Raw genomic sequence first — 17,048 nt, 5'->3', positions numbered from 1 at the left:
CGCGCGGGCGGCTACCGTGGGCGGCTCAGCCGCGGCGCCCGCCGCGGGCCGGCCGGCCACCCCCCCCGTTTGAGATTCCCCGGGTCGAACGAGACAATCGGCGCGCGGCCGGGACCTACGGCCCACGTGCACGGAGAACCTGAGAAGGCGGTGGATGCGGTGCCGGACGCGGTCGATCCCTCCCGAGTCGCCCAGCACGGCGGCGCTGTCCTGAGGCTGGTCGACGAGATCTTCCCCCTCGTCGAGGGCTTCTACGTCGATCTGCACAAGAACCCTGAGCTGTCCCACCAGGAATACCGGACCTCCAGCGCCGTCGCGGAGTGGCTCCGCAACGCCGGCTTCGAGGTGGAGACCGGCATCGGCGGCACCGGTGTGGTCGGCGTCCTGCGCAACGGCGACGGGCCCACCGTGATGCTGCGCGCGGACATGGACGCGCTGCCCGTCGAGGAGCAGACGGGGCTGCCCTACGCCAGCACCGCCCGCGGCACCGACGAGTCGGGCAACGAGGTGCCCGTCATGCACGCGTGCGGCCACGACGTGCACACCGCCTGCCTGGTCGGCACCGCCGACCTGCTCGCCGAGGCCCGCCGGCACTGGAGCGGCACCCTGATGGTCGTCGCCCAGCCCGCCGAGGAGGCCGCGGACGGCGCCGCCGGCATGCTCCGCGACGGCCTCTACACCCGCTTCGGCCGCCCCGACATCGTGCTCGCGCAGCACGTCGGTCCGCAGCCCGCCGGAATGGTCTCGCACCGCGCCGGCATCATCCTCGCCTCCAGCGCCACCCTGCGCATCCGGGTGTTCGGCAAGGGCGGCCACGCCTCCCAGCCGCACACGACCGTCGACCCGGTGCTCATCGCGGCGAACATCGTCACCCGCCTGCAGTCGGTGGTCTCCCGGGAGATCAACCCCTCCGAGATGGCGGTCGCCACGGTCGGCGTGCTCCGGGCCGGCACCAAGGGCAACGTCATCCCGGACGAGGCCTACCTGGAGATCAACACGCGGGCGCTCAACCCGGCCGTCGCCGACCAGCTGATCGAGGCGGTCACCCGCGTCGTGACCGGCGAGGCCGCCGCCTCCGGCGCGCCGCGCGACCCGGAGATCGAGCTCATCGACACCAACGGGGTCACCGACAACGACCCCGCGCACACCGCCGGTGTGCTCGGCGCGCACCGGGCGTTCTTCGGCGACGACTACGTCATCGAGCTGCCCGAGCCGATGACCGGCAGCGAGGACGTCAACCTCTTCGGCCTGCCGGACGACCCCGAGCCGGTGCCCTACGTTTTCTGGTTCATCGGCGGTACGCCCTACGACGTGTGGGAGGCGGCGCCGGGCAGCACCCCCTTCGAGAAGCTCTCCGGAGTGCCCAGCAACCACTCGCCGCACTTCGCTCCGGAGCGCGAGGAGACGCTCCGGTCCGGCCTGGCTGCGCTGACCGTCGGCGCCCTCACCTACCTCGGCAGCGCCGATCAGGTGCCCGAAGCCGAGGAGCGGCCCGCGGCCGACGCGGCGGTGCCGACCGGCGGACAGGCCGCGATGGGCGACGGCGGCGCGGAGGATGCGGGCGCCGGAGCGTTCCCGCCGCCCCCGCCTCCGCCGCCGGCTGCCGAGCCGGAGCCCGCTCCGGCGCCGCAGGGGCCTCCGGTCCCGCCCGCGCCGCTCGCCCCGGGCTCCGCCGACCTGGCGGGCGTGCAGTTCTCCGACGCCCCGCTCGCCGACGACCCCTTCCCGCGCCAGGACCCGGCCTCCACCCACGAGGCCGACATGGACGCGCTGCTCGCCAACGGCCCGGAAGAGCAGGCGCCTCCCGGGCCGCCCGGGCCTCCGCCCGCGGGCCCGCCCGCCTACGGTGCTCCGCAGGGGCCCCCGCCGCCTCCGCCCTACGGCGCTCCGCCGCAGGGGCCGCCGGTCGCGGCACCGCCGCCCCCGCCGCCGTCCGGTCCGCCGGTGTCGGCGCCGCCGCCGGAAGACGCGCCGGAGGATCCGCGCCAGTACTGATCTGCGGCCCATCGGCAGGGACAATGTGCGCATGGCGAAGCCGTGCCGCTTGTCCAGCCGCCTGACCAGCCGCCGCAGGATCCCCGGGCTCCGGCACCCGTGGGAGAACACGCTGCTCGCCGTGTGCGTCGCCGTCTCCGTCCTCGCCGTGGTGGGGGCGGCGGCGCGCACTGCGGACGGGGAGAGCGGCCAGCCGCTCGCGCTGCTGGCCGTGCCGGTATCCGTCTTCTTCTTCCGCGGGCACCTCTACGCCAAGCAGCGCGTGAACGGGGTCCGGATCACGCCGGACCAGTTCCCCGAAGCCCACCGGATGGTGGTGGAGGCGGCCGACCTGTACGGGCTGCCCGAGCCGCCCGACGCCTACGTGGTGCTCGGCAACGGCGTGGTGAACGCGTTCGCGTCCGGGCACGGCTTCCGCCGCTACGTCGCGGTCAACAGCGACCTGTTCGAGATCGGCGAAGGGTTCGCCGATCCGGATGCGCTGCGGTTCATCATCGGCCACGAGGTCGGCCACATCGCCGCCGGGCACGCCTCCTTCTGGCGCCAGTTCGGCATCTCCATCGCCAACGTGATCCCCGGCGTGGGCGCCACCCTGAGCCGCGCCCAGGAGTACACCGCGGACAACCACGCCTACCTGTTCCACCCCGAGGGCGCGCCGGGGCTGCGGGTGCTCGCCGCGGGCAAGCACCTCTACCAGCGGGTGGACTTCGGCGCGATCGCGGCCCGCTCCGCTACCGACAGCGGCCTGTTCGTCATGCTGGTCAACTTCCTCTCCACCCACCCCGTCAACACCTGGCGGTTCCAGGCCCTCGTCGACCGGGCCCGCCCGGGCCGCGTCCTCTAGGACCGCCGGTCGCCGCTGCCGCGGCGCAGGGGTGCGGCCGCGCCGGGGCGCCGGGTATCCAGGCCGCAGCGGGACAGGCGCGGACGGGCCGGATCAGCCCGCGGACGCGCCGGCGGCGCCGCTGTAGGCCGCGGCCAGCTGCGGGGGAAGCGGCTCGTACCGGAGCGGGCTGCGGCGGAACGAGCCGGTGCCGTGTGCCACCGAGCGCAGGTCGACGGCGTAGCGGACCGTCTCCAGCCGCGGCACCTCGGCGCGCACCACCGTGCGCCCCGGCGGCCCCGCCTCGGTGCCGACCACCCGGCCGCGGCGCGCGGCCAGATCGCTGAGCACCGCTCCGACGTGCTCGTCGGCCACGACGACCTCCAGCGCGTCCAGCGGTTCGAGCAGCGCGGTGCCGCCCTGCTCCGCCGCGTCGCGCAGGGCCTGCCGGCCCGCTTTCTGGAATGCCATGTCGGAGGAGTCCACCGAATGGGCCTTGCCGTCGTAGAGGGTGACCCGGATGTCGACGACGGGGTGGCCGGCCCGCCCGCCCGCCGCCATCTGCGCCCGGACCCCCTTCTCCACCGACGGGATGTACTGCCGCGGCACGGCGCCGCCGACGATCCGGTCGACGAACTCCAGCCCCGCCCCCGACTCCAGCGGCTCCACCTCGATCCGGCACACCGCGTACTCGCCGTGCCCGCCGGACTGCTTCACGTTGCGCCCCAGCCCGCGGGCCGCGCCGGTGAACGTCTCGCGCAGCGGAACCCGCACCTCTTCGGTCTGCACCGCCACCCGGTGCCGGTCGCGGAGCCGCTCCAGCGCCACGTCCAGGTGCGCTTCGCCGGTGCACCAGAGCACCAGCTGCCCCGTGTCGGCGTCGACCTCGGTGTGCAGCGCCGGATCCTCCGCGGCGAGGCGGGACACCGCCTGGGCGAGCCGGTCCTCCTCCGAGCGCGCAGCGGCGCGCACCGCCACCGGCAGCAGCGGCGGGGGGAACGTCCACGGGCGGATCACCAGCGGCTGCTCCGGCGCGGAGATGGTGGCGCCGGTCGCGGCGGCGAGCTTGGCGACGGCGCCGATGTCGCCCGCAGCGACCTGCGGTACCGGGGTGAGCCGCCGGCCCAGCGGCGCCGACGGCGCGCCGAGCTTCTCGTCGCCCTCTCCGCCGTCCGCGCCGCCGGCCACGTGCACCGGCATGTCCGGGCGGAGCGTGCCGGAGAAGACCCGCACCAGGCTGACCCGGCCGACATAGGGGTCGCTGAGTGTCTGCACCACCTCGGCCAGGAGCGGGCCGTCCGGATCGCAGGTGAGCCCCTCGACCGGGCGGCCGCGCTCGTCCTGCACCGGCGGCAGGAGGCGCTCCTCCGGGGACGGCGTGGCGCGCGGCAGCTCGTCGAGCAGCTCGGCCACGCCGACCCCGTGCACCGGCGAGACCGCCAGGACCGGGTGCAGGCCGCCGGCCGCCACCGCGCGCTCCAGCGAGGCGACCAGCTGCTCCGGGTCGAGGGCGGAGGCGCCGCCCTCCATGTAGGACTCCATGAGCGACTCGTCCTCGCTCTCCTGGATGACCTCCTCCACGAGCGCGTCGCGCAGCGCGTCGGCCTGTTCGGCGACGCTCTCGGGCAGGGACGGCGCGGGAACGGGAGCCCCGCCGGAGCCCCCGGCGCCGGCGCGGTAGTCGAAGAAGCGCCGGGAGAGCAGCCCGACCAGGCCGTGCAGCGTCCGCTGGTCGCCCTCGCCGCCGAAGACCGGCAGGTAGGCGGGCACGACCCCGGGGCCGAGCACGGCGCGGCACTGCTCCACGGTCTCGGCGAAGTCGGCCCGCGGGTGGTCCACCCGGCACACCGCGAGCGCACGGGGTGTGCCGGCCGCGGCGCACTCGTCCCACAGCAGTCGGGTGCGGGCGTCCACGCCGTCCAGCGCGGAGACGACGAACAGTGCCGCGTCCGCCGCGCGCAGGCCGGCCCGCAGGTCGCCGACGAAGTCGGCGTATCCGGGGGTGTCGACCAGGTTGATCCTGCAGCCGCCGGCGGTGAGCGGTGCGACGCTCAGATTGACCGAGCGCTGCTGGCGCACCTCCACCGCGTCGTAGTCGCTCACTGTCGTCCCGTCGGCCACCGAGCCGGCCCGCGGGGTGGCGCCCGCGGCGTGCAGCAGCGCCTCGACGAGGGTTGTCTTGCCGGCTCCCGAAGGGCCGACCAGCACCACGTTGCGTATGTCCGCGGGCCGGGCGGCCTCGGGCGCCCTGCCGCCGGCCGCAGGACCGGATCTCTCCGCCATGCTCCCGTCCTCTCTCCCTGCGCCCCCGCCTGCCGCCGCGGGCGCCGGGCGGGTCAACGATGTGATCTGGCGCACTCTCCACCGTCGCCCGAGCGGCCCCGGATCACAAGGGGGTGACGGCGGCACCGGTGGCGGGAGTCCCGGCATCGGGCGCGGAAACCCCGGGGGCGCAGGAGAACGGCTCGCCGGGAATGGGCGACGGGGCCGTCCGTATCTCTTAGGCTGTCCCCCGTGCCGTGGTCCGAGAGCGTTCTCCAGTTCAGTGCAGTCGGCATGGTCCTCGCGGTCCTGCTGCTGCTCTACGCCGTCGTCGGTGAGCCCCTGCTGGGCCGCTACGCCTATGCGCGGCTCGACCGCAACCGGGACCGGGACCCGCGCGCGCTGGTCCGGTTCTACGGGCTCACCATGGGGGTGCAGTGGGGGTGGGCGGCGCTCATTGTCGCCATCCTGCTCGTCTCGCCCGACCTGACGGCGGCCGATCTGGGCCTGGGCCTGCCGATGGCCTTCGGTCCGGTCGTCGCCGCCGCGCTCGGCTTCGCGCTCGCCTTCGGCGTGTTCTGGGTGCTCACCCGGGGCGACCAGAAGCCCAGCCGCCGCCGGATGCCGCACCTGGACCCGTCGTATGAGCCGGGCGGCGACGTCATCTCGCGCCTGGCTCCGCACACCCGCACCGAGCGGCGCGCGGCAGCGGCCCTGGCGGTCACCGCGGGCATCTGCGAAGAGCTGCTCTACCGCGGCCTGCTGACGGCGCTCGGCGTCGGCCTCGGCCTGCCGGTGTGGCTGGCCGCGGTGCTCTCCTGCGTGCTGTTCGCGGCCGCCCACCTCTACCAGGGCTGGTGGGGCCTTGTCGGCCCCGGCCTGCTGGGCGCGCTGCTCATGGTGCTCTACCTCGGCACGGGGAGCCTGCTCTTCCCGGTGCTGCTGCACATCGCCATCGAGGCCCGGTCGCTGCTGTTCACCGGGCGCGGCCGGCGGCACGCGGGGCGGGGGCGGCGCGGCCGCTCCGGCGGCGAGGAGCCCGGTGACGACTACGGCGACTACGAAGACGACGCCCGCTACGACGACTACGACGAGCGCGGCTACGGAGACCGGCGCGGGGACGGCGACCTCTACACCGGTGGCGACGACGGCAGCGGGCGGCGCAGCGATACGGCCCCCGACGGGCTCCCGCTGGCCGGTGCCGGCGCCGACGCGGCGACCCGCGTCCACGGCGCGGTGGACGCCCCGCCGTTCCCCGACCCGAACGGCTCCTCTCCGCAGGGCCCGGGCGGCGGCCCCTACCCGCCGCCGGACGCCCCGGGCCAGACCGCCTACGGCGCCGCTGCCGGATTCCCGGGCACCGGCCCGCAGGACGCACCGCTGCGCTCGGAGCCCCCGGCCGGCACGGGGTTCCCCAGCGGACCCCAGCCGTCGTTCGGCGCAGAGCGGGCGGGCTACCCCGGTGCCCCGGACCCGGGTCCCGCTTTCCCCGGCACCGGTCCGCAGCAGCCCTACACCTCGGTTCCGAGCGCACAGGCGCCGTGGGGGCCGGAGTCGGGCCCGCAGCCGTCGTTCGGCCCCGACGCCCCGCCCGCCGGCCGCGCCGGGCCGCAGGACCCCTACGGCTCCACGGCCGGCTTCCCCGGCACCGGTCCGCAGGACGCGTACGGTGCTCCCGCGCCGACCGCCGGCTTCCCGGGGGCCGGAGCACCGGATCCGTACGCCTCTCCCGGGTCCGCGCCCGGCTTCCCCGGGGCGGGGCGGCAGGAGCCGCCGAGCGGCTACTCCGGTCCGCAGGAGCCTCCGTTCGGCCGGGTGCCGGATACCGCCTTCGGTGCCCCCGCCAGCGGCCCGCAGGCTCCGTTCAGCTCCGGCCCGGACGCACCGTACGGCGGAGCCCCCAGCGGCCCGCAGGCGCCGTTCGGCGCACCGGGGCAGGATGCTCCGTACGGGCCGGGCTACGGCGAGGCGGGCAGCGGGCCCGGTTACCCGGGCGACCCGCAGGCGCCGTACGGTGCGCCGCAGGGCTACCCCGGCACGGGCCCCCAGGAGCCGCCGTTCCGGCCGCCGGAGCCGACCGGGTACGCGAGCGGTCCGCAGGCCCCCTTCGGCGCCGGCGCCCCGGGGTCCCAGGACACCGGCCAGGGCTTCCCTGGCACCGGTCCGCAGCCGCCGTTCGGCCGCGGGCCGGGCTACGGCGAGGCGGGCAGCGGGCCCGGCTACCCCGGCGACCCGCAGGCGCCCTACGGTGCGCCGCAGGACTACCCGGGCACGGGGCCGCAGCAGCCGCACCGCCCGGCGCAGGACTACTTCAACCCGGGCAGCCCGAGCGCTCCGGCCTGGCCCGGCTCCGCCGACGGGGGAACCGGCTACGGCACCGGTCCGCAGCCGCCGTACGACGCTGCGCCGGATGCCCCGGAGGCGCCGTACGGTCCTCCGCCCCCGGTCCAGTGGGGCCCCCGTCCGGCGCAGCCGCACGACCGCGCGTGGGACACCGACGACGAGCAGTGGCCGCCGCGCCGCTGACCACCCCGCGGCACCGGGACACCCCGCGGCCCGGCGCGCCGCCGGCGCTGTGCCGCCTCCAGGTCGGAGCTGCGGTTTCGGCAGCCGGCTCCTGCAAGCCCTCTGCCGGGGGTGCCGCGGGGCGCCCTCCGCGCGGCCTCAGCCCGCGATCCGAGGCAGCGGCGCTGCGCCGCGGCTCGCGGCCGTCGCGCCGCTGACGCTGCCTGCCCTCGGTACGCGGGCGGAAGCGGCCCCCAGCCGCGGCCGGGCGCCGGGCCGGCCGCGGGGCTGGTCGATCCGCTCCGGTGCTGCCACCGCCCCCCGGTGGGGTGCCGCCGCCGGGCTGCGGGGCATGGCGCCGAACCGGCCCGCCGCCGGCTCCCGCCGGCCACCGGTGCGGACGGAACGGATACGGCGTGCTGCGTTTCGGCGAGGGGCGGGGATGGCCCGCCGTGCTGGCGGGCGCCGCCGCTGCGGGCTGGCCGTCCCAGCGCTCCGGCCCCGACCCCGCGTCCCTCGCGCCTCGCGCGCAGGGCCGCCCCTTCGGGCGCCCCGGCCAGTCCCGCCGAAGAGGCGGGGCGGTCGCGCGTACGGTGCCGCCGAGCCCGGAGACACCGGGGGCGCGGCGCGGGCCGCCGCTGTCCGCGCCCATCGCGCGCTGGGCGGCCGCTCCTGCGCGCGGCGCCGACTCTGCCGGACATCGCGCTCTCCGCTGCCGCTCCCCGCCCGTCCGGCGGCATCGGCCGGGACGTGCCGTCTGAGTGCGGTGCCCTGCGCGGGCTCTAGAGAGTGGTGGGTGGAGACCTGTCCTGCTGCGCACCGGCCTGACACGCCCCTCGCTGCGTCCTCTCCTCGACAGGGAAACCCGCCTTGACCCCTTCGTCGGCCTGGCGATGAACGCACCTCCGACACCGCTCGCGATAACCGCCATCCGCCCAACACGCCCTTAGCCCGCGCGTCCATTCCGGACGGCGCCGCGGCAGGCCGGGTGGTGTTTCGGGGCGCCGGTACGCAGCGGCTCTGCGTCGCTCGGGGCGGGTGCGGGGTGATCCGTGCCACGGTGCGCGGTGGGGCAGCGGTGCCGGCGCCCACTGCGGTGCTCTTCACCCCCGGTGCGGGTTGTCCCCACCCGCAGGACACGTGCACGCCTCCCGGTACGCGCCGGGCCGGATCGGGCAGGATGAGGGGGTGACCGATGCATTGTCCAGAATGACCCGTCCCGACCACCCCGAGCGGCGCCGCCTCACCACCGCGGACGGCGTCGGCATCGACTCCGTGCTGCTCCGCGGCGGCCGCCCGACCAGCAGCGCGGTCGTGGTCGCCAACGGTTTCACCGGGACGTGGCGCAGCCGGGACACCCGGATGATCGCCCGCCGCCTGCTCACCGCCGGCGACGTCCTCCTCTTCGACTTCCGCGGGCACTACGACTCCGACGGGATGTGCACCGTCGGCAACGACGAGGTGCTCGACCTGGAGGCCGCGGTGGGCCACCTCCGCGGTCTCGGCTACGACGACATCAGCGCCGTCGGGTTCTCGATGGGGGCCGCCGTCGTCGTGCGGCACGCGGGCTCCTACGGCGGGCTGTCCGCAGCCGTCTCGGTGAGCGGCCCGAGCCGCTGGTACTACCGGGGCACCCGCAGCATGCGGCTGCTCCACTTCGGCGTTGAGCATCCGGTGGGCCGCTGGTTCCTGCGGACCGCCCGCAACGTGCGCGTCGTCGACCGCGAATGGGACCCGGTTCCGCCGGACCCCACCGAACTCGCGGCCGCCGTCGCCCCGACGCCGCTGCTCGTCATGCACGGCGACTCCGACGGCTATTTCCCGCTGGAGCACCCGCGCCGGATCTACGAAGCCGCCGGCGCCCCCAAGGACCTCTGGATCGAATCCGGCATGGGCCACGCGGAGGGCGCCATGACCATCGAGCGCGCCGACCGCATCGCCGGCTGGCTCGCCGAGCACCGCATCAGCACCGCCGCCTGACCGCCCGCGCCTCCCACCGCACGTCCGGGCGGCGGGAGACGCGGGCTGCGGCGCGGCCGCCCCGGCGCTCGCGGGAAGCAGCCCGGGGCGGCCCCGGCCGGCACGCGGAGCGGTGCCCCGGAGCGGCGGATGCGGGTCGGGGGCAGCGGGAGCGGCGAAGGTAGCATCGCCCGGTGACCCGATCGTTCCGACTTCTTCTGGCCGCCACCGTGGCGAGCGTGACCGGGTACGTCCTGCTTCTGCCGCTGGTGCCGCTGTGGGCGGAGCGCGGCGGTGCCGACGCCGCCGGCGCCGGCGGCACGACGGCCGCGTTCATGGGCACGACGGTCGCCGCCCAGCTCGCCATGCCCCTGCTGCTGAGCCGCGCGAACGGCTACCGGTGGACCTTTCCGGCCGGTGCGCTGCTGATCGCGCTGCCGACACCGCTGCTGGTGTTCACCGACGCCCTGCCCGCCGTCACCGCGATCTCCGCGGCCCGCGGGATCGGTTTCGGCCTGTTCACCGTGGCCGGGTCAGCGCTCGCCGCGAGGCTCGTGCCGCCGCGGCTCATCGGCCGCGCCGCGGGCCTGTACGGCCTCGCCATCGGCCTGCCCAACCTGGTGTTCCTGCCGACCGGCGTGGGCTTCGCGCTGCAGTTCGGCTTCGCCCCGGCCTTCTGGGCGGCGACGGCGGCGCCGCTGCTCGGCGCAGTGCTCTCGCTCGGTGTCGGCGGGTCGGCGCGGACCGGCGGGGAGGGCGGCTCTGCGGCGGACGGGGAGCCGGAGGGCGGGCCCGGAGCACCGCTGTCCCCGCTGCGGCTGCTGCTGCGGCTCTGTGCGCCGCTCGCGGTGATGCTGGCGCTGTCGTCGGCCGCTGCCGCGTTCCTCACCTTCCTGTCCATCCCGCTCCAGGACACCCCGGCGGTGGCTGTGCTCGCCCTCCTCGGCTACGCCGCCGGTGCACTGGTCACGCGCTGGCTCGCGGGGGAGCTGAGTGACCGGTACGGACACGTCGTCCTCATCGCGCCGGCCACCGCGTCGGGAGCCCTGGGCGCCGGACTGGCGGCGGTTGCACTCTGGACGCCCGCAGCTCCCGCCGCCCCGGTGCTGGCCATCGCAGGCGCGACGCTGTTCGGGGCCGGCTTCGGTGCGGTGCAGAACGACTCGATCGTGGTGATGTTCCGCCGCGGCGGCCGCGCCGGCTACGGCACGGCCAGCGCCGTGTGGAACATCGGCTTCGACGGCGGCACCGGGGTCGGCGCCGTCGTCCTCGGCGTCGCCATCACGGCCGCCGGATACGGCCCGGCCTTCCTCATCGCCGCCGTCGCCGTCTCCGCGGCCCTGCCCACCGCCGCCGTCCTCACCCGCGCGCCGCGTACGCGGAGCTGACGGGACGCCGGGCGGTGCCGGCGCCCGCGCGTGCCCGCGCGGCGGCCGCCCGGGCGCGGGTGCCCGGAACCGGAACGGCATCGGCGGCGAGGAGCGCGGTCCGGGGCACGCGTGCGTCCTGGCGAGTGCCGGTCCGCAGGACGGTGTGCACGGCGTAGCGGGCGCGGGCGGGCCTTGGCGCCGGCCCGGCGCCCCCTGGCGGCTGGTGGCGGAGGCCGGTGCCGGAGCTGTTCCGGGAGCCTGCGGTGCGTGCACAGGCCGGCCCGGCCGCAGAGCAGTCCGCGGCCGGGCCATGCGCGCTGGGCGCCTGCGTCAGAACGACGAGATGTGCACGTGGTCGAAGTGGTTCTCGGTGACCGAGCCGCGGTCCTCCATCGGCTTCCAGCCGATGCCGGGGTTGCGGCTGTCCCAGATCTGCTGCTCCCAGATCACGTACTTGATGCCGAGGCGGTCGGCGTTGGACACCGACCAGTCCGCGACCGACTGGCCGATCTGGGCGTTGCCGCCGTCCGGCATCGCGCCGCCGGCGCTCATCATGAAGTCGCACGCCTGGCCGGTGCCGTGGTCGTCGGCGCTGGAGCGCACGCAGCCGACCTCGTAGGGCAGGTCGAAGTTGGCGATGACCTCGTCGCGGATCGACGCCATCCGCGGCGTCGCGCCGTCGAAGCCCCAGCCCTTCAGCCGGTCCGGGACGGGACCGCCGCCGGTGCCGCCACCGCCGCCCGCGGCGGCCTGGGCGTCCTCGGCCTCGTAGCGCTCGATCCGCTCCTTGATGTCGCCCTGCTTCTCCTCCAGCTCGTCGACGACCTCTTCGGCGTCGTCGAGGGTGGAGTTCGCCTCCTCGGCGGCCTCTTCGAGGTCGGCCTTGGCCGAGGTGAGGGAGAGCAGCCGCTCGCCGTTGTTGTGCGAGAGCTGGCCCACGAGCGAGGCATTGTGCAGCGTCTCCTCGGGGTCGCTGCTCATCACCACCTCGAAGGCGGGGTCGACGCCGGAGCCCTTGTACTGCTCGGCGGCGAGTTCGGAGACGTCGCCGCGGGAGGTCTCGTAGGCGTCCTCGACCTCCGACAGCCGCTTGTTGGCCTTGTCGGCGGCCTCCTTGGCCTCTTCGTAGACGACGAGCTCGCCGTCGAGCTCCTCGGAGAGCTTCGAGGCCTTCTGCTCCAGTTCGTCCAGCGAGGGCTCGTCGTCATCGGCGTAGGACGCCGGCGCGAAGAGCAGGAGCGCTGCTGCTGCGGCCGCGGTCGCGGCGGTCAGGGCGCCGGAGCGCGCACGGCCGCGGACGGGTCTGCTGTGTCGATTCACTGTGGGGTTCTCCGTGAACGGGACCAGTGGCCTCGCCCGGGGGAGCGGGGGCACAGGGGGCAGGGGGGCCACACGATGCTGCGCCACACCTTACGTGATCGCACCGTTATCCGTGCCGGGGCCCGCATCTGCGGTTGCGGTCCGCCGCATCCGCGGTGGCGGTTCCGCCCGAGGCGGGGGGCGGAGCGGGGGCGGGTGTGGCGCGCGGCTGCGGTGCACCTTACGTGATTGCACCGTGATGCGTACAGCCCCCTGCCGCGCGGGAGGGGCCCGGCGCCGGCGGCCTCCGCCCTACCGCGGTCCGCCGAAGGCGGTGGGGAGCTTGGACCCGGCGGCCGGCTCGGGCTGCGGTGCGGCTCCGGCGCCGAGGAACCAGGGGGAGGTGCGGATCTCGCGGAGCGCCGAGCGGCGGTGCTCCTTGTCGAGCCGGTCGATGTAGACGGTGCCGTCCAGGTGGTCCGTCTCGTGCTGCAGGGCGCGGGCCAGCAGGCCCGAGCCGCGCACGGTGACCGGATCGTTGCGCCGGTCGACACCGGTGACCACGGCGTGCATCGCGCGCCGTGTCGGGTACCAGAGGCCGGGCACCGACAGGCAGCCCTCGTCGCCGTCCTGCTCCTCGTCGGAGCGCTCCGCCAGCTGCGGGTTGATGACGTAGCCGATGCGCCCGTCGACGTTGTAGCTGAACGCCCGCAGCGCCACCCCGATCTGGGTGGCCGCGACACCGGCGTGGCCCGGCGCGTCGACGGTGTCGAGCAGGTCGCGGACCAGCCGGTCGGTGTGCTCGCCGAACCGGGTGATCGGCGTGGTCGGCGTGGTGAGGACGGGGTCGCCGAAGCGGACGATGGCGCGCTTGGTCATGGTTCCAGCCTAGGGCGTGCTCGGCGGGCGCCTGTCCGGCTGTGCACCGCCCTGGCACGCCCCTCGCGGCGTTCTCCCCAGTCGAGGAGGCGAGGAGGCGAAGAGGGCCCGGCCCGGAACCCGGCCGGGGCGCCGGCTTCAGACGGTGCGTGCCTCCAGGGCGTCGTCGATGACCATCTCGATGTAGTCGAGGGCGGCCCGGCGGCGCACCAGCGAGTTGTCGAACAGCGACGGCCCGTTCCCGCCGCGCCGCACCCGCAGGCACTCGTTGACGATCTGGTGCCACCGCTCGTCGAAGGAGTGCAGCGCGTACACGCCGGCGCCGGACTTGGAGGTGATCTCGGAGGTGCGCAGCGTGAAGTGCAGCCGGGTGACGCTCAGCACACTCCAGGACGGAGCGAGCGACCCGAGCGCGGCCAGGCCGCGCGGGGTGAGCAGCCGGCCCGCCTTGGCGCGCCACCGCCGCCAGTGCTCCTCCAGGTTCCCCAGCGACCAGGTGCGCAGGCTCTCCGCTCCGTCGCACACGTCCAGCTCGGCCGGGTGCGGGCCGCGCACGGTGATGCCGCGCTCGGCCAGCACGTGCCAGGTGACGGGGTTGAGTTCGTGGCGGGAGGCGGTGCGGAAGCGGCCGCCGACGACGGCCGGCGCCGCGGCGCACTCCGACGGCGGTGCGACGAGGTCGTCGGCGGTGAGGTGCACGCCGTTGAACTGGAGCCGGTGCCCGGCGGCGCGCGCCGCTGCGTGGGCGCGGCGCAGGGCGGCGTTCTCTTCGGGCGTGGTGCGGTGGCGGGTGACGGCGACGAAGTCGACGTCGCTGGCGTGCGGCCGGAAGTCGCGCAGCGCCACGGAGCCGGTCAGGTAGAGCCCGACCACCAGCCCCGGTGCCTCAGCGTCCGCGCTCGCGAGGAACGTGTCCGCGAGGCTGCGGACTCGGGGATGGATCGCCATGGTGCGGTACTCCTGACGTGCTCGGGGCCGGAGCGGGGCGGTGGGGGTGCCCTCTCCTCACCACAAGTCTGAGCGGCGCCGACACGCCGATGCAAGTGGTCACGCCGCATCCGCCGCCTGTCTCCCCAGGCGGAAGGGTGGGCGGACCACTGCCCGGGTGGTGCGCGCACCCTTGACGGGGTTCAGGGTATCCGCTAGAGAGCCCTGGTCTACGGGGTGACGAGGAATGGGTGCTGCGCGGGATTGCATTCCCGAAAATGCGCCCAATTGCGATCGGGAAACGTTTTCCGCGGGAAAGGGGGGTCGCGTTATGCCGCGGTCAGGCCGGGTATTCTCGCTTTCCCTGATGCGCGCGTACGCGGATGCGGAGGGAGGTGGTTCTGCGGTGGCCCGAGTTCTCTGGAGCGGTTGCCCCGAGGGTGACGAGCGCGACTCCCCGGGGAAATGGAAAAAGGCCCGCCCTCCGTCTACCATCGCAGGCATACCCCGTCATTCCTGGTGAGAACCGCGCCCGCTGCGGGTTCTGTGCGAGTTCTTCTGCGTGTAACACCAGGTCATTGAAGTGAAATCGCGGATCCGTACCTTTTCCTGCCCGGGAGGGGATTTCCGCGGTGATGCAAAGGAGGCGGCAGATGATGCCGGCGATGGTTCTGGTGGCCGATGGTACAACCGATGCGCGCCGCTCCGCGTCGCTCAACGCCCTTGCCCGGGCCGTGGCGGCCCGCGGGGAAACCGAAGTCGTCCCTGCTTTCGGGGGAGCCGAGGACGTCCGCTCGGTCCTGCGGGGACTGCGCGGCCCCGCCGTGGCCACACCCGCCTACGTCGCCGGCGGCGACGTTGCGAGCGCCGCGCTCTTCGACCGGATCGACCTCGGTGCCCGGCCGGACCGGTGCGCCACCGACCCGCTCGGCGCCGTCCCCTCCCTCGTAGCCGACCTGGCCGTCCGCCTCACCGCCGGCGGCCACCGCTCCGGCGGCGGCGTCGTCCTCGCCGCCGACGGACCCAGCGGTCAGGACGAGCGGCGCGCCGTCGCTGACGTGGCGCGGATGCTCAGCCGGCGGCTCGAAGCACCGGTCCGGGTCGGCTACCTCAACGCGTGGGCCCCCACCGTCGCGGACGCGGCCGACCGGCTGCACCGCGGCGGGCACCGGGTGTCCATCGCCACCTGGCGGCTGGTGGACGACGCCGGCTCTGCGCGGCTCCGCGCGCTCGGCGGCACCGTCACCGTCACCGACCCGCTCTCGTCTTCCGGCCTCGTCGTCGACGCCCTCCTGGCGCGCCACCGCGCGGCCACCGCTCGCCTCGCCGCGTGACCGCAGCCCGCGGCTCCGGCAGCGGGCGCGGAGCCGAAGCAGGGCGCCCCCCGGCAGGTCCGCGTCGCCACGGTCCGCCGGGGGGGCGCCCCTCACGGTGCCCGGGGGTCAGGATCAGTGCCCGCCGTGGCCCCCGCCCTCCTCGGAGCCGCCGGAATCCCCGCCGCCGGAGTCGCCCGAGTCCCCGGAGCCGCCGTCCGGCGTTCCCACCGAGCCCTCCTGCAGGTCCTCCATCTGGGCGATCTCGTCCTCCTGGGCGGCCACGATCTCCTCGGCGAGCTCGGTCGCCTCCGGGTCGGAGCCGTCCTCGATCTGGGCCTCCGCCATGTCGACGGCGCCCTCGTGGTGCTCGATCATGAAGGCGGTGAACAGGGCGTCGAACTCGGCGCCGTCGGCGGCCTCCAGCTCCGCCATCTGGTCATCGGAGAGCATGCCGTCCATGCTGTGGCCGTCGTGGTCCCCGCCTTCGGGGTCCTCGCCCCAGCTGGCCAGCATCCCGGTGAGCTGCTCGATCTCCGGCCCCTGCGCCTCGGCGATCTCCGCTGCCAGGTCGCCCACTTCGGGTCCGGACCGGTCTTCGGCCAGATCGGCCATCTCCAGGGCCTGCTCGTGGTGCGGGATCATCATCTGCGCGAACATCACGTCCGCGTCGTTGTGCTGCGCCCCGCCGCTCCCGGCGGCCTCGCTGTCCTCTTCCGGAGCGCCGCAGGCGCCCGCGGCGAGCAGTGCAGCGGCGGCGACGGGCAGCAGCGCCCGCACGCCCCGGCGGGCGGCGGTGCCGTGCGCCGCAGCGCGGGGAGCTGCCTCGGCGGTGTCCGGGCAGGGGCGGTCAGCGTTGTGGTCCATGGTGCTTTCCGTTCTCACAGCGGCACGGTGCGTGCCGGAAAGGTGCTCGTGCGTCATCGGTGCGCGGGCGGGCAGCCGCCCGGGCATCTAGATCCGCAGCACCTGGAGTGCGGAGAGCGAGGGAGGCGCCGGCGGCCGCTCGGCGGATGGCGCGCGGGTGCGGCCGCCGCGCACCGGCGCGGCGGCGGGTGCGGGCGTGCGCGGCAGCGCGGAGACCGCGAGATGCAGCGCAGCGAGGGCCAGGCCGGCCAGGGCGAGGCAGACCGAAGCCGGATCGAGCGGTGGGAGGCCGGAGCCGTCTGCACCGGCTGCAGTAGCCGAGGAGTGCTGCTGCCCGGGGGTCTCGGGGCCGGCAGCGCCCTCGGTGCCGGCTGCGCCGGCGGGGTGGCCGGCAGATGCGGCGGGCCCGCCGCTGCCGGGCTCGGCGAGGCCGGCCACGGCGGGCCCCTGCGGGGCGGAGTGCTGTGCGCCGCCGGAAGCGCCGGTGCTGTCCGCCGCGGCCCCGGACGCCGCGTGGCCCGCATGCCCGTGGCCTTCGAAGTGGCCCAGGGTGTGCATGGCGCCCACGCCGAGCAGAACGGCGACGAAGAGCAGCAGCCGCAGAGCAGGGCCGACCCCGCCGCCCGCACGCCGCTGCGTCCGCTGCCATTGCATGCCGCCATCGTAATGGCCCCCGGGGGTATAGAGCGCCGGGGGCGGTGGGTAGGACTCCGGCAGCGCCCCGAACCGGGTGCCGGCGCGCACTCCGGGTCCGGGCCACCGGATGGCCGCGCCGCTCCGGGGTGGGTGCACCGGACCGGCGGACGGACGGGCAGCCGGCCCTCGAAGCCGGGCGATGCGATCCCTGAG

General features: G+C 75.7%; 12 protein-coding genes. 6 read left to right on the top strand and 6 right to left on the bottom strand.

The genetic code is table 11. The annotated features are described in order from the left end of the window. The first annotated feature begins 150 nt into the window (after positions 1–150). Positions 151–1,995 carry an amidohydrolase gene (locus ACYVGT_RS07975; protein ID WP_460855852.1) on the top strand — a complete coding sequence of 615 codons (1,845 nt, stop codon included), beginning with the start codon at positions 151–153 and terminating at the stop codon, positions 1,993–1,995. 31 nt (positions 1,996–2,026) lie between these two features. Continuing rightward, complete coding sequence (locus ACYVGT_RS07970; RefSeq protein WP_460855798.1) at positions 2,027–2,839, top strand: M48 family metallopeptidase; 813 nt, start codon at positions 2,027–2,029, stop codon at positions 2,837–2,839. Between the two features lie 93 nt (positions 2,840–2,932). Here the strand turns inward: ACYVGT_RS07970 and ACYVGT_RS07965 are convergent, their stop codons facing one another. Then, a complete protein-coding gene (locus tag ACYVGT_RS07965; RefSeq protein ID WP_460855797.1) occupies positions 2,933–5,101 on the bottom strand; it encodes an elongation factor G-like protein EF-G2 in 2,169 nt (722 codons plus the stop codon). Positions 5,102–5,332: 231 nt separating this feature from the next. Here ACYVGT_RS07965 and ACYVGT_RS07960 point away from each other — a divergent pair, with 231 nt between their 5' ends. From ACYVGT_RS07960 to ACYVGT_RS07950, 3 genes are all read left to right on the top strand, one after another. Continuing rightward, the gene (locus ACYVGT_RS07960) at positions 5,333–7,606 is read left to right on the top strand and encodes a CPBP family glutamic-type intramembrane protease (protein ID WP_460855796.1); all 2,274 of its coding nucleotides are present in this window, start codon (positions 5,333–5,335) and stop codon (positions 7,604–7,606) included. A 1,167-nt stretch (positions 7,607–8,773) separates the two neighbouring features. After that, positions 8,774–9,565: an alpha/beta hydrolase family protein gene (locus ACYVGT_RS07955; protein ID WP_460855795.1), complete on the top strand. Its 792-nt coding sequence runs from the start codon at positions 8,774–8,776 to the stop codon at positions 9,563–9,565. A 173-nt stretch (positions 9,566–9,738) separates the two neighbouring features. Then, positions 9,739–10,932, top strand: coding sequence for an MFS transporter (locus tag ACYVGT_RS07950; protein WP_460855794.1), 1,194 nt, complete (start codon positions 9,739–9,741; stop codon positions 10,930–10,932). Positions 10,933–11,244: 312 nt separating this feature from the next. Here the strand turns inward: ACYVGT_RS07950 and ACYVGT_RS07945 are convergent, their stop codons facing one another. From ACYVGT_RS07945 to ACYVGT_RS07935, 3 genes are all read right to left on the bottom strand, one after another. After that, complete coding sequence (locus ACYVGT_RS07945; protein ID WP_460855793.1) at positions 11,245–12,234, bottom strand: coiled-coil domain-containing protein; 990 nt, start codon at positions 12,232–12,234, stop codon at positions 11,245–11,247. 291 nt (positions 12,235–12,525) lie between these two features. Then, positions 12,526–13,092, bottom strand: a complete 567-nt coding sequence (gene def / locus ACYVGT_RS07940) for a peptide deformylase (protein ID WP_460855792.1) — start codon at positions 13,090–13,092, stop codon at positions 12,526–12,528. Positions 13,093–13,230: 138 nt separating this feature from the next. After that, positions 13,231–14,040 (bottom strand): aminoglycoside adenylyltransferase domain-containing protein, encoded by an 810-nt coding sequence (locus ACYVGT_RS07935; protein ID WP_460855791.1) that lies wholly within the window; start codon positions 14,038–14,040, stop codon positions 13,231–13,233. 632 nt (positions 14,041–14,672) lie between these two features. Between ACYVGT_RS07935 and ACYVGT_RS07930 the strand changes: the two genes are divergently transcribed. Continuing rightward, complete coding sequence (locus ACYVGT_RS07930) at positions 14,673–15,353, top strand: sirohydrochlorin chelatase (protein ID WP_460855790.1); 681 nt, start codon at positions 14,673–14,675, stop codon at positions 15,351–15,353. A 114-nt stretch (positions 15,354–15,467) separates the two neighbouring features. On the opposite strand, the gene ACYVGT_RS07925 is transcribed toward ACYVGT_RS07930, so the two are convergent. Together ACYVGT_RS07925 and ACYVGT_RS07920 are read right to left on the bottom strand one after the other, a co-directional pair. Next, entirely contained in the window at positions 15,468–16,199 is a 732-nt protein-coding gene (locus ACYVGT_RS07925) for a DUF305 domain-containing protein (protein ID WP_460855789.1), read from the bottom strand. Positions 16,200–16,286: 87 nt separating this feature from the next. After that, a complete protein-coding gene (locus ACYVGT_RS07920) occupies positions 16,287–16,853 on the bottom strand; it encodes a hypothetical protein (protein WP_460855788.1) in 567 nt (188 codons plus the stop codon). Between the last annotated feature and the right edge of the window lie 195 nt (positions 16,854–17,048).

Source organism: Nocardiopsis coralliicola (assembly GCF_054779695.1).
This window is presented reverse-complemented; position numbering and strand designations above follow the sequence as displayed.

Coding starts and splice junctions, on each gene's coding strand:
- ACYVGT_RS07970 (WP_460855798.1), top strand. CDS start 2,027: ATGGCGAAGCCGTGCCGCTTGTCCAGCCGCCTGACCAGCCGCCGCAGG.
- ACYVGT_RS07965 (WP_460855797.1), bottom strand. CDS start 5,101: ATGGCGGAGAGATCCGGTCCTGCGGCCGGCGGCAGGGCGCCCGAGGCC.
- def (WP_460855792.1), bottom strand. CDS start 13,092: ATGACCAAGCGCGCCATCGTCCGCTTCGGCGACCCCGTCCTCACCACG.
- ACYVGT_RS07935 (WP_460855791.1), bottom strand. CDS start 14,040: ATGGCGATCCATCCCCGAGTCCGCAGCCTCGCGGACACGTTCCTCGCG.
- ACYVGT_RS07930 (WP_460855790.1), top strand. CDS start 14,673: ATGATGCCGGCGATGGTTCTGGTGGCCGATGGTACAACCGATGCGCGC.
- ACYVGT_RS07925 (WP_460855789.1), bottom strand. CDS start 16,199: ATGGACCACAACGCTGACCGCCCCTGCCCGGACACCGCCGAGGCAGCT.
- ACYVGT_RS07920 (WP_460855788.1), bottom strand. CDS start 16,853: ATGCAATGGCAGCGGACGCAGCGGCGTGCGGGCGGCGGGGTCGGCCCT.